This is a genomic window from Roseovarius sp. THAF8 (assembly GCF_009363735.1).
Taxonomy (GTDB): domain Bacteria; phylum Pseudomonadota; class Alphaproteobacteria; order Rhodobacterales; family Rhodobacteraceae; genus Roseovarius.
Genome location: NZ_CP045410.1, coordinates 1090831 through 1114925 on the forward strand (window position 1 = coordinate 1090831; position 24095 = coordinate 1114925).

The 24095-nt window shown below is 61.9% G+C and carries 21 protein-coding genes, 1 tRNA gene, 1 pseudogene and 1 other annotated feature; of the genes and pseudogenes, 12 read left to right on the top strand and 11 right to left on the bottom strand.

The window, feature by feature from the left end:
* Positions 1-73: 73 nt before the first annotated feature.
* Both FIU85_RS05325 and FIU85_RS05330 read left to right on the top strand, forming a co-directional pair.
* A complete protein-coding gene (locus tag FIU85_RS05325; RefSeq protein WP_152496127.1) occupies positions 74-820 on the top strand; it encodes a rhomboid family intramembrane serine protease in 747 nt (248 codons plus the stop codon).
* Complete coding sequence (locus FIU85_RS05330) at positions 817-1191, top strand: GFA family protein (RefSeq protein WP_152496128.1); 375 nt, start codon at positions 817-819, stop codon at positions 1189-1191. Before FIU85_RS05325 ends, FIU85_RS05330 begins: the two co-directional genes overlap by 4 nt.
* Before the next feature lie 97 nt (positions 1192-1288).
* Here FIU85_RS05330 and FIU85_RS05335 read toward each other — a convergent pair whose 3' ends face one another.
* A complete protein-coding gene (locus tag FIU85_RS05335) occupies positions 1289-2077 on the bottom strand; it encodes an inositol monophosphatase family protein (RefSeq protein ID WP_152496129.1) in 789 nt (262 codons plus the stop codon).
* A gap of 147 nt (positions 2078-2224) precedes the next feature.
* Here FIU85_RS05335 and FIU85_RS05340 point away from each other — a divergent pair, with 147 nt between their 5' ends.
* The 4 genes from FIU85_RS05340 to FIU85_RS05355 all read left to right on the top strand — a co-directional run bounded on the left by FIU85_RS05340 (position 2225) and on the right by FIU85_RS05355 (position 7679).
* Entirely contained in the window at positions 2225-2842 is a 618-nt protein-coding gene (locus FIU85_RS05340; RefSeq protein WP_152496130.1) for an HD domain-containing protein, read from the top strand.
* Between the two features lie 160 nt (positions 2843-3002).
* On the top strand, positions 3003-6152 hold the full coding sequence (locus FIU85_RS05345) for a valine--tRNA ligase (RefSeq protein ID WP_152496131.1): 3150 nt from the start codon (positions 3003-3005) through the stop codon (positions 6150-6152).
* A gap of 198 nt (positions 6153-6350) precedes the next feature.
* Positions 6351-7457, top strand: coding sequence for a pyridoxal phosphate-dependent aminotransferase (locus FIU85_RS05350; RefSeq protein ID WP_152496132.1), 1107 nt, complete (start codon positions 6351-6353; stop codon positions 7455-7457).
* A gap of 42 nt (positions 7458-7499) precedes the next feature.
* Positions 7500-7679, top strand: a complete 180-nt coding sequence (locus FIU85_RS05355; protein WP_152491731.1) for a hypothetical protein — start codon at positions 7500-7502, stop codon at positions 7677-7679.
* On the opposite strand, the gene FIU85_RS05360 is transcribed toward FIU85_RS05355, so the two are convergent.
* A complete protein-coding gene (locus FIU85_RS05360; protein ID WP_152496133.1) occupies positions 7676-8872 on the bottom strand; it encodes an alanine--glyoxylate aminotransferase family protein in 1197 nt (398 codons plus the stop codon). The two genes, FIU85_RS05355 and FIU85_RS05360, sit on opposite strands and share 4 nt — an antisense overlap.
* A 128-nt stretch (positions 8873-9000) precedes the next feature.
* Here FIU85_RS05360 and FIU85_RS05365 point away from each other — a divergent pair, with 128 nt between their 5' ends.
* Positions 9001-9684 (top strand): tyrosine-protein phosphatase, encoded by a 684-nt coding sequence (locus tag FIU85_RS05365; protein ID WP_152496134.1) that lies wholly within the window; start codon positions 9001-9003, stop codon positions 9682-9684.
* A 7-nt stretch (positions 9685-9691) separates the two neighbouring features.
* On the opposite strand, the gene FIU85_RS05370 is transcribed toward FIU85_RS05365, so the two are convergent.
* Complete coding sequence (locus FIU85_RS05370) at positions 9692-10366, bottom strand: TIGR04283 family arsenosugar biosynthesis glycosyltransferase (RefSeq protein WP_152496135.1); 675 nt, start codon at positions 10364-10366, stop codon at positions 9692-9694.
* A gap of 67 nt (positions 10367-10433) precedes the next feature.
* Between FIU85_RS05370 and FIU85_RS05375 the strand changes: the two genes are divergently transcribed.
* Complete coding sequence (locus FIU85_RS05375; RefSeq protein ID WP_152496136.1) at positions 10434-11165, top strand: folate-binding protein YgfZ; 732 nt, start codon at positions 10434-10436, stop codon at positions 11163-11165.
* 45 nt (positions 11166-11210) lie between these two features.
* Here FIU85_RS05375 and efp read toward each other — a convergent pair whose 3' ends face one another.
* A complete protein-coding gene (gene efp, locus FIU85_RS05380; protein WP_152494414.1) occupies positions 11211-11774 on the bottom strand; it encodes an elongation factor P in 564 nt (187 codons plus the stop codon).
* A gap of 218 nt (positions 11775-11992) precedes the next feature.
* Here efp and FIU85_RS05385 point away from each other — a divergent pair, with 218 nt between their 5' ends.
* Entirely contained in the window at positions 11993-12313 is a 321-nt protein-coding gene (locus tag FIU85_RS05385; protein WP_152491727.1) for a DUF6280 family protein, read from the top strand.
* A gap of 424 nt (positions 12314-12737) precedes the next feature.
* Here FIU85_RS05385 and FIU85_RS21925 read toward each other — a convergent pair whose 3' ends face one another.
* The 3 genes from FIU85_RS21925 to FIU85_RS05400 form a co-directional block, all read right to left on the bottom strand.
* Positions 12738-13955, bottom strand: a complete 1218-nt coding sequence (locus FIU85_RS21925) for a hypothetical protein (protein ID WP_172978752.1) — start codon at positions 13953-13955, stop codon at positions 12738-12740.
* A 116-nt stretch (positions 13956-14071) separates the two neighbouring features.
* A complete protein-coding gene (locus tag FIU85_RS05395; protein WP_172978803.1) occupies positions 14072-15427 on the bottom strand; it encodes a TolC family outer membrane protein in 1356 nt (451 codons plus the stop codon).
* A 104-nt stretch (positions 15428-15531) separates the two neighbouring features.
* A complete protein-coding gene (locus FIU85_RS05400; RefSeq protein ID WP_152491725.1) occupies positions 15532-16185 on the bottom strand; it encodes a protein-L-isoaspartate O-methyltransferase in 654 nt (217 codons plus the stop codon).
* A gap of 407 nt (positions 16186-16592) precedes the next feature.
* On the opposite strand from FIU85_RS05400, the gene FIU85_RS05405 reads away from it, so the two are divergent.
* Both FIU85_RS05405 and FIU85_RS05410 read left to right on the top strand, forming a co-directional pair.
* A tRNA-Cys gene (locus tag FIU85_RS05405) sits at positions 16593-16666 on the top strand.
* A gap of 520 nt (positions 16667-17186) precedes the next feature.
* Positions 17187-17645 carry a DUF2267 domain-containing protein gene (locus FIU85_RS05410; protein WP_152496138.1) on the top strand — a complete coding sequence of 153 codons (459 nt, stop codon included), beginning with the start codon at positions 17187-17189 and terminating at the stop codon, positions 17643-17645.
* A 97-nt stretch (positions 17646-17742) separates the two neighbouring features.
* On the opposite strand, the pseudogene FIU85_RS05415 reads toward FIU85_RS05410, so the two are convergent.
* Both FIU85_RS05415 and FIU85_RS05420 read right to left on the bottom strand, forming a co-directional pair.
* Positions 17743-19186, bottom strand: a pseudogene (locus tag FIU85_RS05415) (IS3 family transposase).
* Positions 18751-18857, bottom strand: a sequence feature (AL1L pseudoknot). (Overlaps the previous pseudogene by 107 nt.)
* A gap of 54 nt (positions 19187-19240) precedes the next feature.
* The gene (locus FIU85_RS05420) at positions 19241-20851 is read right to left on the bottom strand and encodes an ATP-binding protein (protein ID WP_152496139.1); all 1611 of its coding nucleotides are present in this window, start codon (positions 20849-20851) and stop codon (positions 19241-19243) included.
* Between the two features lie 331 nt (positions 20852-21182).
* On the opposite strand from FIU85_RS05420, the gene FIU85_RS21930 reads away from it, so the two are divergent.
* Entirely contained in the window at positions 21183-21551 is a 369-nt protein-coding gene (locus FIU85_RS21930) for a DUF4440 domain-containing protein (protein WP_172978804.1), read from the top strand.
* 90 nt (positions 21552-21641) lie between these two features.
* Here FIU85_RS21930 and FIU85_RS05425 read toward each other — a convergent pair.
* Together FIU85_RS05425 and FIU85_RS05435 are read right to left on the bottom strand one after the other, a co-directional pair.
* Positions 21642-22750, bottom strand: a protein-coding gene (locus FIU85_RS05425) for an IS3 family transposase (protein ID WP_152496140.1) whose coding sequence is annotated in 2 segments (ribosomal slippage) — positions 21642-22495 and positions 22495-22750 — 1110 coding nt in all. Because the reading frame shifts where the segments join, the coding sequence is not laid out codon by codon here.
* Positions 22751-22979: 229 nt separating this feature from the next.
* Positions 22980-24059, bottom strand: a complete 1080-nt coding sequence (locus FIU85_RS05435; RefSeq protein WP_152496142.1) for an AbrB family transcriptional regulator — start codon at positions 24057-24059, stop codon at positions 22980-22982.
* Positions 24060-24095: the final 36 nt, after the last annotated feature.

Here is a 24095-nt window from a genome sequence, read left to right on the forward strand (position 1 = left end):
GCCCCACCCCACGCGTCCGCCCCACTCCACGCGCCCGCTTGACTGTCCCGCGGCGCGCGGCCACTTTGCGCCCATGATCCCGATCCGCGACCATAACCCCTCGGGGCGCACCCCATTCGTCACCTACGGGCTGATGGCGCTCAATATCGGCATCTTTCTCAGCTACTTCCCCGCACTCTCGGGCGATCCCCGGGCGCTGATGCTGTTCTACTACGATTGGGCCATGGTCCCGGCGCTGGTCACCGCCGAAGGCACCTACAGCACGCTTCTCACCTCGACCTTCCTGCATGGCGGCTGGATGCACCTTGCGGGCAACATGCTGTTTCTGTGGATCTTCGGCGACAACATGGAAGAGGAGTTCGGGCACGTGGGCTATCTCCTCTTCTACCTTGCCTGCGGGTTGGCCGCCAGCGGGGCACAGCTGGTCTCGGCCCCGCTCAGCCAGGTGCCCACGGTCGGCGCCTCGGGGGCCATCGCCGGCGTGATGGGCGGCTACCTGCTCCTGTTCCCCAAGGCCAAGATCGACATCTTCATCTTCCTGGTGTTCATCATCCGCATCATCTCGGTCCCGTCCTGGATCATGCTCGGCCTCTGGTTCATCTTCCAGCTTTTCGGCGGCGCGGGCAGCAGCGCCGATGATGGCGGCGTGGCCTACTGGGCCCATGCCGGCGGCTTCGTCGCGGGGCTGATCCTGACCCTGCCGCTTTTCCTGCGCCGCGGCGGCCCCGCCTACTGGGACCGCACCGAAGGCCACCCGCCGCACCCGGAGGCGAAATACAAGCTCAGCCGCACGAACATCCCCAAGGTCACCCGCAAATGACCCTGCACAAGGCCAGCTGCCATTGCGGCGCGGTGCGCTTCACGGTCGATATCGACGGCCCCATCGAGGGCGCGATGCGCTGCACCTGTTCCTTCTGCCGCCGCCGCGCCGCGCCCAATATCAGCGTGCCGCTCGACCGCCTGACGATCACCGACGGTGCCGACAACCTGACGCTCTACACCTGGGGCACCGGCACGGCACAGCACTATTTCTGCAAGACCTGCGGGATCTACACCCACCACCAGCGCCGCTCGGACCCCAATGAATACGGCGTGAACCTGGGCTGCATCGACGGGCAGAACCCGGCCCATTACGAGCCGATCCCGTGGAACGACGGCGTCAACCACCCCTCCGACGCGAAAAAGACCTGAGGCATTTCCAAGTCGGTCGGCAAAATGCGTCGCTTTTTGCGTCTCAAGAGGCAGCGAAAAGCGATCCGGTGTGTCCCGGAAACACTCTGGACCGGCCTCAGGTGTTCCGGATGATCCCGGCGAACTTGTCGAAGATCGCCTCGTTGGCGCACACCACGTCGCCCCGCTCCAGCAACTCGGCGCCCGGCGTCAGAGGCTCGACAAAGCCGCCGGCCTCTTTCACGATGATCACGCCCGCGGCGATGTCCCAGGCGTTCAGCCTGCGCTCCCAGAACCCCTCGTAGCGGCCCGCCGCCACATAGGCCATGTCCAGCGCCGCCGATCCCCAGCGCCGCACGCCGGCGCAGGTCGGCATCAGCCGCGCCAGGTCCTGCAAGGTCGCCGGCAGGTCGCCGCGCCCACCGAAGGGCACGCCGGTGGCAAAGATCGACTCGATCAGCGTGGACCGCCCCGACACCCGCAGGCGCTTTTCGTTGATGAACGCCCCCTCGCCCTTCTCGGCCAGGAACATCTCGTCCTTGGCGGCGTCGAAAATGACCCCCGCCACGACCTGTCCCTTGTGCTCCAGCGCGATCGAAACGCACCAATGCGGCAGCCCGTGCAGGAAATTCGTCGTCCCGTCCAGCGGGTCCACGATCCAGCGCCGCGTCGGGTCCTGGCCCTCTTCCTCGCCGCCTTCCTCGGCCAGCCAGCCATAGGTGGGTCGCGCGCCCATCAGCTCTTCCTTCAGGATCGCCTCGGCGGCGATGTCGGCGCGGCTGACGAAATCGCCCGCGCCCTTCATGCTGACCTGCAGGTTCTCGACCTCGCGGAAATCCTTGACCAGCGACCGCCCCGCCTTGCGCGCGGCTTTCAGCATGATGTTGAGATTGGCACTGCCGGGCATGTCTGGGGCTCCTTTGGGGTCAGGCCGCGCGTATACGCGGGCCGGTCGCGCACCGCAAGAGGCCGCAAGCGCCAGCGCGGCGACCCCCCTTTCCACTTGGGCGCCCTGCCCCTAGCATGGCGGCAAACGCAAAGGGGACTCCGCGCCATGGACAAGGTCAGCTTCACCCAGATGAAGGACGGCACCAAGGAAGATTACGAATTCCTGACCGCCCACGAAATCGACCATACGAAACACACCGCCAGGCGCCTGCTCAAGGCGCTGGTCGAGCTGGACGAGGGCCTGTCGGGCTACCAGATCACACGCCTTGGGCATTCCCTGCAATCGGCCACCCGCGCCTGGCGCGACGGCGCGGATACCGATTGGGTCGTCGGCGCGCTTTTGCATGACATCGGCGACATCTACGCGCCCTACAATCACGACGAATACGCCGCCACGATCCTGAAACCCTTCGTGCGCGAACAGGTCACATGGTGCGTCGCCACCCACGGCGATTTCCAGATGCTCTATTACGGCCACCACCTCGACGGAGCCGACCCGAACAAGCGCGACCGCCACGCCGGGCATGCGTATTTCGACGACTGCGCCGAATTCTGCGAACGCTGGGACCAGGCCTCGTTCGACCCCGGCTACAACACCTTGCCGCTCGAGTTTTTCGCGCCCATGGTCGAGGAGGTCTTCGCCCGCACGCCCTATGATCCTCAGGTGATCCGACCCGGCGCACGCGAACCACTGGTGAACCCGGAGGTGGCGGCGGCGCGCTGAGTCCGAAGACGGGTTAAAGGGGCCAGCCCCTCACGTTGAAACTGCGTTTCAACGCTCACCCCGGGATATTTTCGGCCAGAGGAAAAGCCTGCCTCTTTCCCTTGCCCCGCGCTTTCGGTATTCGACCCAAGACCTTATTTCCAAGCACGGGACCTGCATCATGGCGATGGAAAAGACCTTCAACGCAGCCGAGGCCGAACCGCGCCTCTCGACCGCCTGGGAAGAGAGCGGCGCCTTCAAGGCCGGCGCCAATGCCAGGCCCGGGGCCGAGACCTTTTCCATCATGATCCCGCCCCCCAACGTGACGGGCAGCCTGCACATGGGCCATGCCTTCAACAACACGTTGCAGGACATCCTGATCCGCTGGCACCGGATGCGCGGCTTCGACACGCTGTGGCAGCCCGGCACCGACCACGCCGGCATTGCCACGCAGATGGTGACCGAGCGCGACATGGCCGCGAATGGCGAGCCCACGCGCGTCGAGATGGGCCGCGAAGAGTTCGAGAAACGCGTCTGGCAACAAAAGATCAAGTCGCGCGGCACCATCATCGGGCAGCTGAAGCGCCTCGGCGCTTCCTGCGACTGGTCGCGCGAGGCCTTCACCATGTCCGGCGCGCCCTCGGCCCCCGAGGGTGAGGAGGGCAATTTCCACGACGCCGTCATCAAGGTCTTCGTGGACATGTACGAAAAGGGCCTGATTTATCGCGGCAAGCGGCTGGTCAACTGGGACCCGCATTTCGAGACGGCGATCTCAGATCTCGAGGTCGAGAATACCGAAGTCGCGGGCCACATGTGGCACTTCAAATATCCGCTGGCGGGCGGCGCGACCTACACTTATGTCGAGCGCGACGACGATGGAAATGTCGTGTTGGAGGAGACGCGCGACTATATCTCCATCGCCACCACGCGGCCTGAGACCATGCTGGGCGATGGCGCGGTCGCGGTTCATCCGTCGGATCAACGCTACGCGCCAATCGTCGGGAAACTCTGTGAAATTCCGGTCGGACCGAAAGAACATCGCCGCCTCATTCCGATCATCACCGACGAGTATCCGGACCCCGATTTCGGCTCGGGCGCGGTCAAGATCACCGGCGCGCATGACTTCAACGACTACGCCGTGGCACAGCGCGGCGGCATCCCGATGTACCGCCTGATGGACACCAAGGGCGCGATGCGCGACGACGGCTCCCCCTATGCGAAGATGGCCGAGATCGCCATGGCCGTGGCCAAGGGCGAGCGCAGCCTGACCGAGGCCGAGGCCGACACGATCAACCTCGTCCCCGACGACCTGCGCGGCCTCGACCGCTTCGAGGCGCGTGAAAAGGTCGTCCAGCAGATCACCGACGAGGGTCTGGCGGTCATGGTCCCCGTCCAACACGAGGACAAAAGTAGGCCGGGGTTCACCCCGGCCCCCGAGGACGGCGCCGAGCCGGGGTCAACCCCGGCCTACCTCCCGCTCGTTGAATCGAAGCCGATCATGCAGCCCTTCGGCGATCGCTCGAAGGTCGTGATCGAGCCGATGCTGACCGATCAGTGGTTCGTGGCCACCGACAAGATCGTCGGCCCCGCCATCGAGGCGGTGAAATCCGGCGACGTCACCATCATGCCCGAGCAGGACCGCAAGGTATATTTCAACTGGCTGGAAAACATCGAGCCCTGGTGCATCTCGCGCCAGCTTTGGTGGGGGCACCAGATTCCGGTCTGGTACGGCTTTGACCTCAGCGCACCCGATTTCCGCGACCGCGAAGGCGATGGCGCGCTGGATCTCGTTGAAATGCTCGAGGTTCTCAACGAAAGCCACTTCGCCCCGCTGATGGAATGCGGCCATGATTTCGAGACGACCGCACAGGCCTTCACCGCGCAGCTGACCGACCTGCCCACGCCGCTGGCCTCGATGACCGTGGTCGAGGCGAAGGACCGCGAGGATGCCCTGCACAAGCTCGCCTCCAGCCTCGCCGACTACACCGCCAGCCAGGATCCCACGCATCTGGTCTACCCGGTCTGGCGCGACCCCGACGTGCTCGACACCTGGTTTTCCTCGGGGCTCTGGCCCATCGGCACGCTGGGCTGGCCCGAAAAGACGCCCGAACTGGAAAAATACTTTCCCACCAGCGTGTTGGTCACCGGCTTTGACATCATCTTCTTCTGGGTCGCCCGGATGATGATGATGCAATACGCCGTCGTGGGCGAAAAGCCGTTCTCGGATGTCTATGTCCACGCTCTCGTCCGCGACGAGAAGGGCAAGAAGATGTCCAAGTCGCTCGGCAACGTGCTCGACCCGCTGGAGCTGATCGACGAATACGGTGCCGACGCCGTGCGCTTTACCCTGACGGCCATGGCCGCCATGGGCCGTGACTTGAAGTTGTCGCCACAACGCATTGCAGGCTACAGGAATTTCGGCACTAAGCTCTGGAACGCCGCCCGTTTCGCCGAAATGAACGAGGCGGTCGGCAGTACCGGCACCATTCCGCAACCGAAACAGACCGTAAACCGTTGGATTCTCGGCGAAACCGCCAAGACCAAGGCGCTCGTCGATTCCGCGTTGTCGCAATACCGCTTCAACGATGCCGCCAACACGCTTTACGCCTTCGTCTGGGGCACGGTCTGCGACTGGTATGTCGAGTTCTCCAAGCCGCTCCTGCTGGACGGCACGGGCGAGGTGAAGCAGGAAACGCAGGACACCATGGCCTGGGTCATCGACCAGTGCCTGATCCTGCTGCACCCCATCATGCCCTTCATCACCGAAGAGCTCTGGGGCACGCTGGCCAGCCGCGAAGGGATGCTGATCCACGCCGACTGGCCCGACTATGGCGAAGAGCTGATCGACGCCGAGGCGGATGCCGAGATGAACTGGGTCATCGCCCTGATCGACTCCGTCCGCTCGGCCCGCGCACAGGTCCATGTGCCGGTGGGCCTCTACACGCCGCTTCTGGTCACCGAGTTCTCGAAATCCGCGCGCCTTGCCTGGGACAACAACGCCACGATGATCAAGCGCCTTGCCCGGATCGAGGCCCTGGAAGTCGTCGAAAGCTTCCCCAAGGGCTGCATCACCATTCCAGCCGAGGGCGCCAGTTTCGGCCTGCCCCTGGCCGATGTCATCGACGTGGCCGAGGAAAAGGCCCGGCTGGAAAAGACCCTCGGCAAGCTGGAAAAGGAACTGGGCGGTCTGCGCGGCCGGCTGGGCAACCCCAAATTCGTCGAAAGCGCCCCCGACGAGGTGGTCGAGGAAGCCCGCGAGAACCTCGCCGCCCGGGAAGAGGAAGAAGCCAAGCTGCGCGCCGCCCTCGACCGTCTGGCCGAACTGGGCTGAAAAATCCCGGCTTTTTCTTGCTTGAAATACTCATAACGCCACGTCCGCCCCGGGCGTGGCGTTAACCTTTCCGGGTGCCGGACAATGGCACCGACGCGATGCCACCCAAATACCGACGCGATACCGACGCGGGTTTCGGGCGTTAACCTCTCTCCCCTTCGCCTTGCACCCGCCCCGGCTTTGACGTTACCTCTCTGCATGACCGGTCCACGCTACACCGATATCGTCCGCGCCCTGCCCGCCTCGGTCCCCTTCGTCGGCCCCGAGGTCCGCGAGCGCGAAACAGGCACCCCGTTTGCCGCCCGTCTCGGCGCCAACGAGAACGTCTTCGGCCCCTCGCCCGAGGCCATCGCGGCGATGCAGGAGGCGGTGGGCGACATCTGGAAATACAGCGACGCCACCAGCCATGATCTGCGCCGCGCCCTGGCCGCGCATCACCGCGTGGACCCTGAAAATATCGTTGTGGGCGAAGGAATTGACGGGCTTCTGGGCTATCTGGTGCGCTTGCTGATCGAACCCGGCGATGCCGTCGTCACCTCCGACGGGGCCTACCCCACCTTCAACTACCACGTGGCGGGATTCGGCGGCGACCTGCACAAGGTGCCCTACAAGGACGACCACGAGGATCCGGCCGCGCTGTTAACCAAAGCGAAAGAGGTTGGCGCCAAACTCGTCTACCTCGCCAATCCCGACAACCCGATGGGCACCTGGCATGACGGGGCAACACTCCGCGCCGCGCTTGACGACCTGCCACCGGGCTGTCTTCTGATGCTGGACGAAGCCTATATCGAATTCGCCCCCGACGGCACCGCGCCGGAGATACCCATAGACGACCCGCGCGTCATCCGAATGCGCACTTTTTCAAAGGCTTACGGCATCGCAGGCGCCCGCATCGCCTATGCCATGGGCGCGCCCGACCTGATCCGGAGCTTCGACAAGATTCGCAATCACTTCGGCGTCAACCGCATCGGCCAGGCCGGCGCCCTGGCCGCCCTTCAGGACGAGGACTGGCTGGCCAAGACGATCGCACGCATGGCCGAGGCCCGCGACCGCATCGCCGAGATCGCCGCCGCCAACGGCCTGCACAGCCTGCCCTCGGCGGCCAATTTCGTCGCCTTGGATTGCGGCCGCGATGGTGATTTCGCCCGCGCGGTCCTGAACGATCTGATCGGGCGTGGCCTTTTCGTGCGCATGCCGGGTGTCGCCCCGCTCAACCGCTGCATCCGCGTCAGCTGTGGCCGCCCGCAGGACCTCGATCTGCTGGCAGAGACCCTGCCCAAGGCGTTGGCCGCAGCCCGTGCGTAGAAATTAACTGACAGCAGCGGGTCCTGCATTAAGATCACGGGCATGAGACGCCGCCAGATGCCCGAAGCACCGAATTACACCAATGCCGCACTGGTCATGGGGCTGGTCAATTTGCTTTGGATTTTCATGGCCTTGTGGATGGTGTTCGGCCTGCCGGTGGTGATGGCGGTGGGCTATGGGCTGAACCTGCTGATCACCCGATTCAGCCGCTCGAACGCCTAAGGCGCGGCCAGAACCTGCGCCGCCCTCTGCACCGCGCCGTCGCCATGCGCGATATTCAGCGCAGTCAGCCCCGCCTCGGCAGCCCCCAGCACGCCCAGCAGCGCGTGACCGTTCAGATGCCCCATATGCCCGATCCGGAAATAGCCGGTGCTGCGCGGGTCATCCTCGGTCTGCATGCCCAATCCGATCCCCAGCGTGACGCCCATATGCGCCTCGACCCACTGGCGCAGGTCTTCGCCCAAGGGCTTGCCAATCGCCAGCGAGGTCACCGCTCGACTGCGCTGTGCCGCGTCCGCAATGTTCAACCTCAGCGGCCCCTCCGCGCCCCAGACCTCGCACGCGGCCCAGACCGCGCGGGCAAGCCGCTCGTGCCGGGCCCAGACGGCCTCGATCCCCTCTTCGCCAAGCATATCAAGGGCTTCGCGCAGACCGTACAGGTGATGCGTCGGCGCCGTGCCACCGAAATATTGGTAGAAAAGCTCCGGCTCTGTGCGCGGCACCCAATCCCAATACCGGCTGACGCGCGGAACCCTCCGGCGCACATCCGAGGTCTTGTCGTTGAAAAAGACGAATCCCAGCCCCGGCGGCGTCATCAGCCCCTTCTGGCTGCCCGCGACCATCACGTCGACGCCCCAAGCGTCCATCTCGAACCGGTCACAGGCCAGCGAGGCAATGCAGTCGGCCGCCAGCAGCGCGGGATGCCCCACCGCGTCCATCGCCGCCCGCACCGCAGGCACATCGTTCAGAACCGAAGAAGACGTGTCCACATGCGTGACTAGCACCGCCTTGATTTCATGTGCTTTATCCGCGCGCAGCGCGTCCTCGACCGCCTGACAGTCAACCGGCGCCTGCCGCCCGAAATCCAGCAACTGCACCTCGATCCCGCGCGCCTCGGCGACCTCGGCCCAGCCATGCCCGAACCGCCCCGTCGCCAGCACCAACACCTTTTCCCCGGGCTGCACCGTGTTGGCCAGGCTCGCCTCCCACGCGGCGTGTCCGTTGCCAATATAGATCGCCGCGTGGCCCTTGGTGCGCGCGACCCCGCACAAGTCCGCCACCAGCTTCGGCATCATGTCCACCAGCTCGCCCGCATAGATGTTGGGCGAGGCGCGGTTCATCGCGCGCAGCACCCGGTCGGGCATGACCGAAGGGCCGGGAATGGCCAGATAGGGGCGTCCGCCGGCACCGCTCATCACACGTCTCCACGTCAAGAATTGCGTGCAACTTAGCCGCATCCCGGGCGCCGTCAATCGCCGTTCCTTGCCACGGGCGCGACCTGCCCCTACATGGGGGCGTCACCGGACCATGGCGAAGGGCCCAGATGAATTTCTTCAAGCGGATCAGCAACTGGGAACGCGACTTGCGCGCGTCTTACAACACCGACCTGTCGACGCCGGAAAACCGCCGCCGTGCGCGTATCTACAACCTGTGGTTCGACCACGAGATCCTGCGCACCGTCTGGACCAACTTCTTTCAGATCGCACCGGGCGTCTATCGCTCCAACCACCCGACGCTGAAACGTTTCGCCAGGATGAAGGCCAAGGGCATCAACACGGTGCTCAACCTGCGCGGCGATTACCCGTCGGCGCATTACCACACCGAGGTCGAAACCTGTCGCAAACTGGGCCTGAACCTCGTCAGCATCAGCCTTCAGGCCCGCCATGCCCCCCCTGCCGAGGACCTGCTGGCGCTGATCGACACGTTCCGAACGCTGGAGAAGCCGTTCGTCATGCATTGCAAGTCCGGCGCCGACCGGGCCGGCCTCGCCTCGGCGATCTATCTTCTGGTGATCGAAGGGGCACCGATCGACGTCGCACGCCGCCAGCTTGGCCTGCGCTATCTGCATGTCCGGCGCTCCAAGACGGGCACGCTCGACCATATCTTCGACGTCTACGAGGCCCGCAACGCGCAGGCGCCCATCTCGTTCGAGCACTGGCTTCGGACCGAATACGATCACCTGGACCTGCAGGCCGATTTCCAGGCCACGTACAAACCGTGGTTCTGAACGCGCGTCAGTAGCGCCGCGCCAGCTCCTCGGGGCGCGCCCCCGCAAGATACCGCAGCAGCAACAGCAGGTTGCGCCCGCCCCGGCGCAGCCACCCCTCGCGCCTGTAGCGCTCCGCGCTGGTGGTCGCGACGGCACCAAGCAGCGTGATCCGCCGCCCCAGCGCCTGCGCCATGGCCACGTCTTCCATCAACGGGATGTCGCGGTAGCCGCGCGCCGCATCATACATTATGCGCGGGATCAACAGCCCCTGATCGCCATATGGCAACCCGAAGAGCCTGCTGCGCAGATTGGCCCATCCCGCCACCAGCCTTGGCGCCACGCCCCTGGCGTCGAACGCCAGCCGGAACGCCGCCGCGCCGCGCCCCGCCGCGATATGGTCCTTGACGATCTCGGCCCAGCCTGGCGACAAAACGCTGTCGGCATGCAGAAACAGCAGCCAATCGCCCTGCGCCACCGTTGCCCCGCGTCGCAACTGCCCCCCGCGGGACGCCGCCCCTTCGACCAGCCTCGCGCCGGCAGCCTCCGCGACCCGAACCGTCGCGTCGTCGGATCCCCCGTCGGAAATCACCAGCTCCCGGATCAGCCCGGCCTCCAGCCCTTCGGCCAGGGCGGGCAGCGAGCGCCGCAGCCCGGCTTCGGCATTCAGTGTCGGCATCACCACGGAAAGTTTCGCGCGCATCGCTGCTGGCCCTGTCAATTCACACCGATTTTCTTATATGACGGCCATGACAAAGACGAGGCCCGCCATGACCCGCAGGATATTTCAGATCACCGGCCCCGAGGCGCGCGATTTCCTTCAGGGGCTGGTCACCAACGACATCAGGAAGCTGGACCACGGGTTGGTCTACGCCGCGATGCTGACGCCCCAGGGCAAGTATCTGGCCGATTTCTTCCTTGTGCCCCGGGACGGCGAGATCCTCCTGGACGTCGCGGCAGACCTGGCCGATGGCCTCGTCCAGCGGCTCAACATGTACAAGCTGCGCGCCGATGTGCAGATCACCGAGACGGATCTTGCGGTCTGGCGCGGCACCGGCGAACGGCCCGACGGGGCCTTCGACGATCCGCGCCATTCGGCGCTGGGATGGCGTCTCTATGGCGCCGAGGCGGGCGATGACGGCAGCGATTTCGACGCGATCCGCGTCGCCCATTGCATCCCGGAAACCAACATCGAACTTACGCCCGACACCTTCATCCTGGAAGCCGGGTTCGAGCGGCTGAACGGCGTGGATTTCCGCAAGGGGTGTTACGTCGGGCAGGAAGTGACCGCGCGGATGAAGCACAAGACCGAATTGCGCAAGGGGTTCGCCTCGGTCGACCTGGAGGGCAGCGCCCCGGTCGGCACGGCGATCACGGCCGACGGCAAGCCTGCGGGGACGCTGTTCACCCAATCGGGCAATCGCGCCATCGCCTATCTTCGATTCGATCGGGCCACCGGAACGATGCAGGCCGAGGACGCAACCCTGCGCCTGCCCGACTGATGCGACGTCTCGCCGCAGCCGCCGAGGCGGCCGGGCGGTACCGGCTCAGGCGCGCTCGGCGTATTCCATCGTCTCGGTGTTGACGACGATCTCTTCGTCGGGTCCGACGAAGGGCGGCACCATGACCTTGACACCATTGTCCAGAATGGCCGGCTTGAAGCTGTTGGCGGCCGTCTGCCCCTTCACGACCGGCTCCGTCTCGACCACGCGGCAGTTCACTTTCTGCGGCAGGGTCGCGTTCAGCGCCTCGTTTTCATAGAATTCTACGGTGATTGTCATGCCATCCTGCAAGAATGGCCGACGCTCGCCCAGAAGGTCGGCAGGCAATTCGATCTGTTCGTAAGTCTCTGAATCCATGAACACAAACATACCGTCGGTTTCATAGAGAAACTGCTGATCCTTCTGTTCGAGGCGCACACGTTCGACTTTGTCCGCGCTTCTGAACCGTTCGTTAAGCTTTGATCCGTTACGAAGGTTGCGCAGCTCGACCTGGGCGAACGCGCCACCCTTGCCGGGCTTGACGTGGTCGACTTTGACGGCGCTCCAAAGGCCGCCATTGTGTTCCAGGACATTACCGGGACGTATCTCGTTTCCGTTGATTTTGGGCATTGTGGCGAAACCATGACAAGAGGTTGATCGATGTTCGCCCAAACCTATATCTAGTCGTGTGATGTCATGCAAGACGACGACATATCGTGCTGCATTCGCAGCAAGCCATGCAAACCGCGCAGACGTGTTATGCGTTTCGGGACTATCCGAATCGCTGAAAACCCGTCATAACCGGCGCCACGCCTGAGACACAAGAGCAATAAAAACAAGGACGAAACATGAAAGATTTCGTTGACGGTACGGCTTTCAATGCAGAGCAAGGAAACCGTGCCCGCAAACTTTTCGCAGCCGTCGTACTGGCTGCTCTGGACGACGCGATTGCCGACGACAAGAAATACGGCAATGGCCCGGAACAAATTGCCCGCTGGGCGCGCTCTCGCGATGGTCGCGAAGTGCTGTCCTGCGCGGGCATTGACCCGAACGAACGGGTGGTCTCCGGCCTGATGGATTTTGTGGGCAAGGGTGTGCGCACCTCGGTTGCCCTGTCGCGCGAGGAAAGCGAGCGTCGCAACGCCGCCGCGCAGGCCGAAGCCGCCTGATCCTCCACGTCGTCGAACTAGAATTTGCCCCGCCTCACTGGCGGGGCTTTTTCGTTCCTGGGGTCATGTTGCGACAACGAAGGCGCCACGGAACTCCGGCCAAGGCCGCAGCCCCCGGCCCGGCGCTCTCCGATCTTGTCCTGACACCCGGCAGCAAGGCCACGCTCGCCGTTCTGGCGGCACTCCGTGCCGATGGCAGGGATGTGAGCCTCGCCGCAAGTCTGCGGCAAGGCGCCGCGGCCATGTCCTCGGGCTTTGCGGCGGCGACCATGTACCTGGACGCACCCGGCATGGCTCCCGGTCTCGGCCACCTGGGCCACGCCCATCCTGCATTCGGAAAATTGCCTGACGCGCCTGCAAGCGGACTACGGGCGCCAGGCTGGATGGCTATGAATTCACCCCGGCCGGACCGAAGGCGTCGCCGTTATTCCAGTTCCTGGCCCATCAACGCGCGATGGATCTCGCGGCGCACCAGCTTGCGGACGTTCCTGGTGATACGCTCCCCCAGGGTGCCCTGCAATTCCTGCCGAACGATTTCACTCACCAGGTCGCGCAGGGCGTCCTCGTCGAGAACCGCATCGGTGTCTTCGCGGTACCAGGTCTCCGCGCCCCGGGCCGTGTCCGCGCCCTGCTCCTCCGGGCTCTCACCGAAAGACCCGTCGGCCTCGCCCGGCGATGTCGACTCGCCGGAGGCGGAGGAGTCGGGCGACGGCATTTCGTCTGGGGCGTCGTCCTGCGGCGACTCCGCCGTGTCGTGATGCGCGGCCCGCGGAATGAAAACCGGGGTCGCGGTCTCGACGTGATCTTCCCAGGGAAGAGGCTCGGTCCGTCCGCCGGCATAGGCGTCTTCGGAGGCGCCATCGGGCTCCCACTGGTCCTCACGGGCGGCCACGGCGGCTTCGACCTCCGCGATCCGCGCCTCGAGTTCCGATGTTTCCGGCTCGCGGTCCAGTGCTTCGGTTGCGTCCTCGGGCACGTCCGGATCGGTATAGTCGAAGGCCACGTCGTCGTCGACAAAAGCCGCGGTTTCGAAATCCGCGCCTGTTTGCGCATCCCCGTCGTCCGGCAGAGTATCATCCTGCCGGTCATCGGCGGAATCGTCAGACGTGTCTTCGGCCGTATCTTCGGCGGTCAGCCAGTCCTTGAGATGCGCATCATCCTCCGTCCGCATGTCGCCATGCGACGCGGCCATGGCATCGTCGTCGGCCTCGGGCCAGGGTTCGGCCGTCTCGCCCACCTGCGAGTCATCCTCGCTATGGTTGTCCCATGCGTCCGCGGATTGGTCATCAACCTCCTCGGTGTCTGACCCGGCGGCCTCGACAGTCGAGTCGGGCGTGACCTGCCACTGTTCCAGCGCCAGGTGCTCGGCGTCGTCCCCCGCTGGGTCGGCGGCGACATCTTCCTCCTCCGGCCTGACCCGGAATGACGGTGTCAGCACCAGCCGCGCTTCGCCAGGCCCGGCGGCACCCTGGGGTTCCAGCGCGCGGTCTTCCGCGTCTGCGCTCTGTGTCGATGTACTCGGGCCCGATGCCCCGTGCCGTGGTTCCGCCACGTGCGATTCGAAACGTTTATCAGCCGAGACCAGCCGGCGGATAGACGACAGGACGTCCTCGATTTCCGCATTCGAGACGGGATCAGACATGCTCAACTACCATTCTTGCCTGCGCGACAGTCTAGCGACTGGCGCAAATTCGCACAACATTTTAGAACGCCGCCTTTTAAACGCTTTTGCGCACTGGGCGGTATCGTCCCGGGCCGTTACTGCCGCCCGAGCGATTTCAGGACCCGGTCCAACTGCTTGCCCTGCCTGCTGATCGGCACCGGAGCGTCCTTCACCAGGTTGTAATAGGCCGCCGGATCATAGGTCTGCACGTTGAGCTTCAGGTCCTTGGCCGTCAGCTGTCCGATGGCCGAAAGCACCTGGTAGGCTGCAACTGCCACGTCCACATCGGCCGAGATCAGGTTGCTGCGCGCGTTCAGAAGTTCCTGCTCGGCGTTCAGCACGTCCAGCGTCGTCCGCGCTCCCAGCGTCGCTTCCTCGCGCACACCGCGAAAGGCGACCTGCGCCGCACGCACCTGCTCGCGGCTCGCCTCGCGCACGACCCGCGCCGATTGCAGGATCGCAAAGGCGTTGCCCACATCCTGAATGACGGCGCGACGCACCACGTGCAGATTGCCACGCGCCGCGTCCCGCTGCGCCTGGGCCTGGCGCTTGGCCGAGCTCAGCAGACCGCCCTGATAGATCGGCGCCTGCATGTTCAGCCCCACACTGCCCGAGCGCGTGTAATCGCTGCCGTCCAGATCCTCGCCGACTCCCAGCCGCCCCTGGGCCGTGAACCGTGGCTTCATCGCGGCATCGGCGGCAAGGATCGTCAGATCGGCCGAGGCAACCTGCCGCTGGGCCTGCAGGATATCCGGATGATTGCGGGCCGCGATGTTCTTCGAGGCCTCGATCCCGGCGGAAAGATTCGGCAACCCACCCGGCGTCCGCAAGGTACCCGGCGTGCGCCCGACGACGGCGCGGTATTCCTCCACCGCTTGCGCAAGATTGCCCTGCGCTTCCGCCAGTTCACCCTCGGTGCTGGCAACCCGCGCCTCGGCTTGCGCGACATCCGTGCGCGTGACCTCGCCGACCTCGAAACGGTCCCGCGCGGCCCTCAGTTCCTGCCGCAGAAGACGCAGGTTGTTTTGCCGCAAGGACACGAACTCGCGGTTGCGCTGCACATTGTAGAACGCCGCAACGGCGCGCAGCAGAACCTGCTGCTCGATGCTGCGCAACGACTCACGCGTCGCCAGAACCGTCTCTTTCGCCGCGTCGATGCGGAATCGGGTCTGTCCGAAATCGAACAACAACAGTTCCAGCACGATGCCGGTGTTGAAATTCGTACTGCGGACCGGATTGATCAGGCCACTGGTCTTCGCCTTGCCGAAATCCCGCGTGATGTCCGCGGTCCAGTTGATGATCGGGCGCAACTGCGACACGGCCTGCGCGACATCCTCGTCGGCGGCCCGCAACAGGGCGCGGTTCTGTTCGAGCAACCCGCTGTACTCGTAGGCCCAGGCCAGCGCCTCGCCCAGCGTTTCGGATTTTGCAGCCCCCGCCAGGCCGGTCATCCCGGCCACCGCAACCGCACCCGCGAGCAAACACGCTCTGATCGACGACAGCGCGCGCCCCTTGGAAACGCGGCCCCTACCGGCCGTCACTTGCGCCCCGCAGGTCATAGCGAAAACGCCGCTTGTCGTTCGAAGCCCGGCAGAACCGGGGCCCCAGCGTTGAAGTCGAAACGCCAATTCATCGCGCCATCCACCTTGTAGCCCACACGTACCGCTCCCAGCCGGCCCTCGGCGAAGAGACAGGCCATGCGGCCGCCCTCCTTCAGCTGGTCGGTGATCGTCTCCGGCAGTTCGTCAACCGCGCCCTGGATCATGATCACATCGTAGGGCCCGTGCTCGGCCGCGCCCTCGGCCAGGGGGCCCTCATGCACGATGACGTTGTCGGCTCCACGCTCCGACAGGATCGAGCGCGCCTCCTCTGCCAGGTCTTCGTTCTCCTCGACCGCGACGACCGCCTCGGCCATGCGGGCCGCGACGGCAGAGGAGTATCCAAGCCCGCATCCCAGATCGAGCACCAGCTCGTTCGACCGGATATCCAGCGCATCCAGCATCTTGGCCAGGGTCCGGGGTTCGAGCACGACGCGCCCGCCCCCGAGGTCGATGTTCTCCCCGACATATGCCGCCTCTCTCAGGTGGCGGGGCACGAACGCCTCGCGGGCAACCGCGAGCATCGCATCGATGATTGGAAACTTGGTGACGTCGGCCGGGCGCACTTGCGTATCGACCATCATGGTCCGGCGTGCGGAGTAATCCGTCATTGGACGTTCCTGTAGCTGCATTGTCCTCACGGAGTTTCTGCCACAAACCCTCGACCCTCACAATGCCCATAACCCCGTAAGCGTCAGAGCGACCCTTTGAAGCAACACTGCGCGCGACGCCGCAAAGGCACGCCGCGCCCAGGTCCGACGTGACCGCCCGCGTCCCCCGTCCCACCCGGCGGACGCGATCCCCATGCGCGGATCGTCCCGGACGTCGTTATGAGCGCGGTGGTATCGCAGCGCTCGGAAGACCGAAACACCGGCCAGAACGCGTGCGTCACGCCGGTCTTCACCGACGGCAAAGGCGACCGCTGGCACCGAAGCTTTCCAGATCCGCGCGCGGGGTCTGGACAACGCCTGCACGAAACACTAATCAGGCATCTCAGGCCGATCGGCCCACCACGGACGGCGAGTTGGCGGAGTGGTGACGCAGCGGATTGCAAATCCGTGTACACCGGTTCGATTCCGGTACTCGCCTCCAAATTATCTATTTAAATATATATTTATATTGATAAATAATTCACGCTTGAGTTTTTCAATCACAACTACCCACCCAAATCAGAATAGCTAAATATCAAATCTCGCAGGTTCGAAATTTCATGCGCAGCAAACAATAAGCAAACCGTGCGATCGAAACGCTGATTTGTAGGTGGATTGTACGGAATATTAGCCTCAGCTTGAGACGCCGACTAGAAAGATTTTCCCTAATCGTTAGCCGACCCTCAACTCAAAAGCTTGGAAGGCTGAGGTCTTACCATTACACAACGCCCGCTCAACAATTCAGAGGAGTATTTCATGCACTCGGCGGGGTCAAGCAGAACGTCGGCAAACGGCCCAAAGCCGACATCGGAGCAGCACGCAGCTGAGGTCAGCTTTGAGCCCGAGTCACCGATGCTGCGAAGTGCCCGAAGGTCTGCTCTTGCGGAGGTCTCGGCTCGACGGTTCGGTTATCTTCCGGCTATATTTGGTGATGACTGAAGGTGGAGAAGGCGAGACCAAAAATGCCGATGCCGTGGACATACCGCCATGCTTCCAAAGAGTGGCGCGCCTTTCTTGATGATGTGAAAGAACGCATGTCTCTTGAATCCGACAATATGGCCTACACTGCCGTGGATGCCGTTTTGCAGGTCTTTAGACGCCGCTTGACGGCAGAGCAGGGACTGGCCTTCGCAGGCGTGCTTCCGACTGTCCTCCGCGCGATTTTTGTGAAGGGTTGGGATGTTTCCGAACCACCGGTTCCATTTGCGGAACGGCAGGCTCTCACCGACGAGGTCAAGCAGGTACGCGTGAACCACAACCTGACGCCAGGCAACGCCATCGAAGCGACGGCCTGGGCAATCCGGCGTTGCACCGACAACAGGGATTTCGAAAGAGTGCTGAGGCAGCTTCCTGACGGGGCCGTTGCGTTCTGGCATGTCGATGTCAAAGACCCGACAGAACTGGATCAACGGATAATCTAGCGGCGGAAGCGGCCGTTCCAATTAAGAACGTGAATGGCAACTTCGTCCCGCCGAGCCGACCCTGTTCGGATCAACGTCGCACGTACGCTCCCGGCCCTCAGCAGACCTTGCCCACCAATTCAAAATGCTGAAATGCGCTCCGCCATTGCGGCCGTTCATGCGGAGCGCAGCATTTTGCCAGCTCAAACGACGGTCTGCGGCCGTTTCGGATACCTGCCAAGATTGTTGCAAGAGTGTCCGCTTCGGCCGCTTGATTGCCATGTGGTTCCTCCGTTTTCCTGAACATAGCGGAGGACCACTTCAGTGGGGGAGGATCAGTTCCAGCAGGCGGCGGGTGTTGAACCAGTCGATCCATTCGAGGGTGGCGTATTCCACGGGTCGAAGCTGCGCCTTGGGCCACGGCGGTGGATGACCTCGGCCTTGAACAGGCCATTGATCGTCTCTGCGAGTGCGTTGTCATAACTGTCGCCGACACTGCCGACCGAGGGCTCGATGCAGGTCTCGACCAGGCGCTCGGTGTATTTGATCGACAGATATTGCGATCCGCGATCGCTGTGGTGCACGAGGCCCGCGCCCGGTTGCCGCTGGTGAACCGCTTGGGCCAGTGCATCAAGCACGAACCCGGAATGGGCCGTGTGGCTGACCCGCCAGCCGACTATGCGGCGCGCGAAGGCGTCGATCACAAAAGCGACGTAGACGAAGCCCGACCAGGTTGCGACGTAGGTGAATTTTGAAACCCAGAGCCTGTTCGACGCGGGCACACGGAACTGCCGGTTCACCTTGTCCAAGGGGCACGGCAGCGTCTTGTCCGGCACCGTGGTCCTGTGCGGCTTGCCGCGGATAGCGCCGTGAAGTCCCATGTCCTTCATCCACTGCCCAGCAGGGCATTGCGCAGCAATGTCCTGAGAGGGAGCCGTGCGACGGTGCAACGGGCGACATCGAAGCCTTCCCTCCCGAGCTGTCGCCAGACTTTCCGCACCCCGTAGACCCGCCAGTTCGCCTCGAAAACCCGCTCGATCTCGGGGCGCAGCTCCGCGTCCCACTTCGCCCGGTCCGAGAGCAGATCAGGATCAGCGCGTTTGACCAGATGATCGTAGAACATAGACGGGGCAATCGGCAGTTCCCTGCAAATCTGCTCGACCCCAAGCTCCGCACGATGCGCTTCAATAAACGCCATCATGACTTCGGTCGGCGGTCGAGCTCCGCCTCGCTGCCCGGCAGGCGAATGCATGCATTCGCCGAGAGGGGTCATAATATGCGCTGGCCTTCCGCAGGATCTCGTTCGCCTGCCGGAGTTCCCGGTTCTCCCGCTCCAGTGCCTTCAGCCGCTCGGTCATCTCAGTCGTGACACCGGCCCGCTTGCCACTGTCGACCTCGGCCTTCTTGATCCACTCATTCAGCGTCTGTGCCGCACAGCCGATCTTCGAGGACACTGACAGGATCGCCGACCAACGGCTCTCATGTTGCCCAGGATTGTCCAGAACCATGCGAACCGCTCGCTCGCGCACTTCCGGGGAATACTTGTTCGTTGTCTTGCTCATGATGCTCCATCCTACTCAGGAGTTGGAGCCTCCGGCAAACCCGGCGCGGTTCACCTATTTCGCGTCATCACTCGCTTCGGGGGACAGCGAGACGATAAATGTCGTTCCTTTGCCCTCCACAGTATCGAATCTGATTTGTCCACCGTGATGATCCACAATGGACTTTACAATACTCATGCCGAGACCGGTTCCCTTTTGCGTGGCAGAGTAACTCTCCGGTGACCGCGTGAAGCGTTCGAACAATTCATGCCTCAAAGAAACAGGAATGCCCCTGCCATGATCACGGATCCAGAAGCCGTTGCCACTGGAGGTTACCCCGACGTCAACGACCCCTCCGGCTGAAGAGGCCTTTACTGCATTCGATAGCAAATTACTCAGCACTTGAAGCAAACGAGCTTCGTCGCCAGTCACGGTAGCAGAATTCGCCTGCTCAGGAGCAACGTCAAGGTTCACGTTGTACTGAGCAGCGTAAGGGCGCATGTCTTCAACTGCTCTGGCGACCAAAGCCGACAGGTCAATCTGACGGTAATCGACTGCAAACTCACTTGAGTTGAGCTTTTCCAAGTCAAGAATGTTCTCGACAAGGTGTATGAGCCTATCAGCGTTTCGTGTGGCGGAATCAAGTAGCACCTGCATATTTTCTGGGAGCCGCTCACGTTCCATCGTAAGGAGTTTCACAGCGCCGTTTATCGAAGTAATCGGCGTACGAAGTTCATGCGATACGGTCGCGATGAGTTCATCTTTGGCCTTGCGAAGTGCTGCTTCTTGACTGATGTCTCGCACCACCCCCACGACGCCCAGTTTTGCGCCAGCGTCGCCATTTAGTGGGGCCATGAAGACTTCGCCTGGAAATATTGATCCGTCCTTCTTGCGAAGGTTCATTTCGAAACGGTTTACGGCCTTCTGCATCGCCTTGTCGTAGACCCGTTCACCTTGGCGTTCGTATTCATCGACGCTGGGGTAAAGAACCGATGTGCTTTGCCCCACAAGCTTGCCTCGGTCCAAGCCAAACAACTTCTCGCCGGACGAATTGACCATTTGGATCCTGCGCTCATCGTTCGCTGTAATGATCGCGTCTGGAACAGCCTCAACAATGGCATTGAGGAGCATGGTCTTCTCCGCAATCTCGCGTGCGCGTTCCGACTTGAGCCATTCCTGGCCCAGCCACCGCCCAAACAGCCTCACCAACTCGGCTTCCATCGCTCTGAACGCTTTACGCTCATCGGGACCTGAAAAGTTCAAGGTTCCGACGCGAACGTTACCCACGCGCAGCGGAACGCCGATATAGCTCTCCAATCCAAAATCCTGGTAGCATGGGTGGTCGGCGATTTCGGATTGGCTCGCGTGATGGAAATACTTCACGTCATCTGCCACGAGGGTGTGGGTGCAATACGTTTTGGATACATCGAAGGTCGCACCTGGTTCAGGAGCCCATTCAGGTCCTGATACATGATGCACCTCGTACACGCTGCCATCAATGCGGCTGACAATTCCAAGTGGCAGGTTGAGCGCATCACAGCCCAGTCGCAGCAGCCGCGATATCTTTTCGTCCATGTCGATATCAGGATCGAGCGACAACATGAACAACTGCCTTAAAGCGGCGTCATGACGACCCAAAAAGTGTTTCCACTCTTCAGATGCATTACGAAGGTCGTAGTTGGACATTGGCACTCCGGAAAACCTAATACCTTGGTTGGTGAAAATTTATAGAAAGATTTTCCAAGAACTCAATTGTAAGCACTCTGAACGTCTTCGACTAACCCATGACTGAGGAAGTATGGATACGGTTCAAAGAACAATACTCAATCATTTTGTAAGTCATAGTAAATTCATTAGCCCAAAAAGGTTAGCTTTCTGTTCCTCTGCTCACTACAATCCACAATTGAACGAACTGACTTGAAGTGGATCGGAAGAGTCCATATGAGCGGCAATCAAGCTTTGCGCCATCACCAACGAACCACTCCCCGAGCAGAGAAAATATAGTTACGTCGCTGTGATGAAACCGACTGTAAATGATCAAAGAATACTTGCAGATTTAGAGCAATCGCTTTGGGACAAAAACCTACATTTCGATAGTGACGAGCAAAACTACACAATCTCGGCAAAGTTCGTCGAAGTTGATCGCTCCGGGCAACGCCACGAAAGAACGAGCGAATTCGTTGCGGAGAAGCGCGCTCAACTAACTGAAGTTAAGTCGCCCCTAGCGGATTACTCCGTCGAACTAGTTGGCGAAGATATGGCTATGGTCACGTACGTGTGCGAAGTCCGGTTCGGTGGCACTCTTGAGGTACTTCACTGCGTTTCGCTTTGGGCAAAGGTTGGTAGCCTTTGGCAACTGCAGCTTCATCAAACGACTCCTCGCTGAGTTGATAAGCGACTGCTGACGTTGCCCCCTAATCCGGGCCGTTCAGGTGTAGAAACCGTTCTGACCTGCTCCCCTTGGAGTCCGCATTTATCAGTTAGCTCTGTTCAGGGTTTGGTCCTCTTCTGACCGTTGGTGATACTCCCGTGGCGTGAGCCCGTCGAGGCTCGAATGCGGGCGGTGTTGATTGTAGTCTTCGCGCCATGCCGCAATCATGCGGCAGGCATGGCGCAGAGACGGGAACAGATGCTCGTTAAGGCATTCCTCGCGCATCCGGCCGTTGAAGCTCTCGACCAAGCCATTCTGCATCGGCTTGCCGGGAGCAATGTAATGCCAGTCGACCTTGCGGTTCTCCTGCCATTTCAGCATCGCATTCGAGGTCAGCTCGGTGCCGTTGTCGCTGACCACCATGCAAGGGTAGCCGCGCAGTTCTGCGATACGGTCCAGCTCGCGGGCGACACGTGCACCGCCGATTGATGTGTCGACGACAGCTGCCAGGCATTCCCGGGTGAAGTCGTCAATGACGTTCAGCACCCGGAACCTGCGACCGTCCTCAAGCGCGTCGGACATGAAGTCGAGTGACCACCGCTGGTTCGGTCCCTGCGGGATCGCCATCGGCGTTCTGGTGCCCACCGCACGCTTGCGACCGCCCCGTTTACGAACGGTTAACCCTTCTTCGCGGTAGACACGATAGAGCTTCTTCCAATTGAGCTCCCAGCCTTTGCGCCTTAGCAGAATATGCAGCCGACGATACCCGAACCGCCGCCGTTCAGAAGCCAGTTCCTTCATCCGAGCGCGCAGCTCTGTGTCCTCCGGTCGCTTCGTCTTGCGCCGATACACACGCGGTTCGATCCCGGCCAGCGCACAGGCGCGTCGCTGATTGTAGCCCTTGGTCTTCATAGCCCAGTCCACGGCATTCCTCCTCGAACCGGGCTTCAGAAGTTTTTTCCGAGCATCTCTTTCAGGGTGGCAACGTCGAGCATCTGCTCCGCCAGCATCTTCTTCAGCTTCGCGTTCTCAGACTCCAATGCCTTCAGACGCCGGGCGTCAGACACCTCCATGCCGCCATACCTCGACCGCCACTTGTAGAACGTGGCGTCGCTGATCCCGTGCTTGCGACACAGCTCCTTCGCACCGAAACCAGCCTGGTGCTCCTTCAAGATGCCTATGATCTGCTCTTCGCTGAAACGGCGTCTCTTCATCATCTGTCTCCTTCGGTGGAGAACAGGCTAACCTTAAATCGAGGACATTTCAGGGGAGCAGGTCAAACGTTATGCAAAAATTACCAGGCGTCTGATCAGCATGTCGCACGGCACTATTGGCATACTCGATAAATCTCGAGACAAATTTCATCGCCCGTTCGCTAATGAATTGTTTTTTGGTATGTTTAGATGGAACAAGTATCAACGATACGAAGAATTTTTCTTCGTTCTACCGAGGTTCCGATTGCCCAAAAAATCGTACGGTTAGCCCAATAATACTTCCGGCAAACGGCAAGATTATGAAAATCCGGACCACATGAAACGCTGTTACAACTGCTAGCCCGTCTTGCAGGATTTTCGCAGTCAGCGCCATTTCAGTGACACTACCTGGTGCCGTGGATAACAACATCACCTGCCAAGTCTCTCCTGTAATCCACGCGAGCGCCACGCCCATTCCGACGCATAGGACAATCAACAGCAATGATGCTAGAATTGCACCCGGAATGAAACCGCGTGCGCCTCGCAGAAGATCCCGGTCGAAAACCGCCCCCAGCCAAACACCCAAGAAGATCTGGGCCAATACCAGAATGGGATAGGGATACGCTGTAATCGGAAAACTGAAGGCTGCGGCCATAGCTGCCCCACCCAGCGACCCTACGAAGAAAGGATTGGCAAGGCGTACTGCTCTGGCAAGAAACGCTCCAGCCAGACCTGCCACAGCCAGGAGAGTCGCGCCCGAGGCGGTCCAGTTCATTTGGCTCAAGGCTGCGACTGGGTCCTTTATAGTCCCGTCTATTGCAACAATCGCTGGTGGAATTAGGATCACCAAAAGCATGATCCGGAGGGTCTGCGCAAAAACGACGGGACCGGGGCGCACACCGTACCTCTCCGCCAGATTGGCACTTTCCACCGGGCCCATCGGTATAGACGCAAGCACGGCCGTGACCACGTCGGTTTTACTAACCCGCATCAGGAACATCGCGACTACGAACCCCAAGCCAATGGTCGCAATCGCGGTGCCGAACATTGGAACCAACAAGGAACCCATCGCGGCCACCGCATCCGGCGTGAAAGACAAGCCAACCGATGTCGCCACCAGGATCTGCCCGATCTGACGCGTTTGGCCCGGAACCGGCAATGGCCGCTCAGCCAGCCGGACACAGGAGGCAAAGACCATCGCCCCGATCATCCAAGGCAGCGGAAAGCGAATCCAATGCGCGAAGAGTCCGAATATAAGCGCGCCAGAGTACACCATGAACAGTTGAACGCATCGGTTCAAGTACAGGCGCGATCTTATCTTATTGAGCATTTGGAAATCGTGACAACATTTCAGGTGATTGGAGGT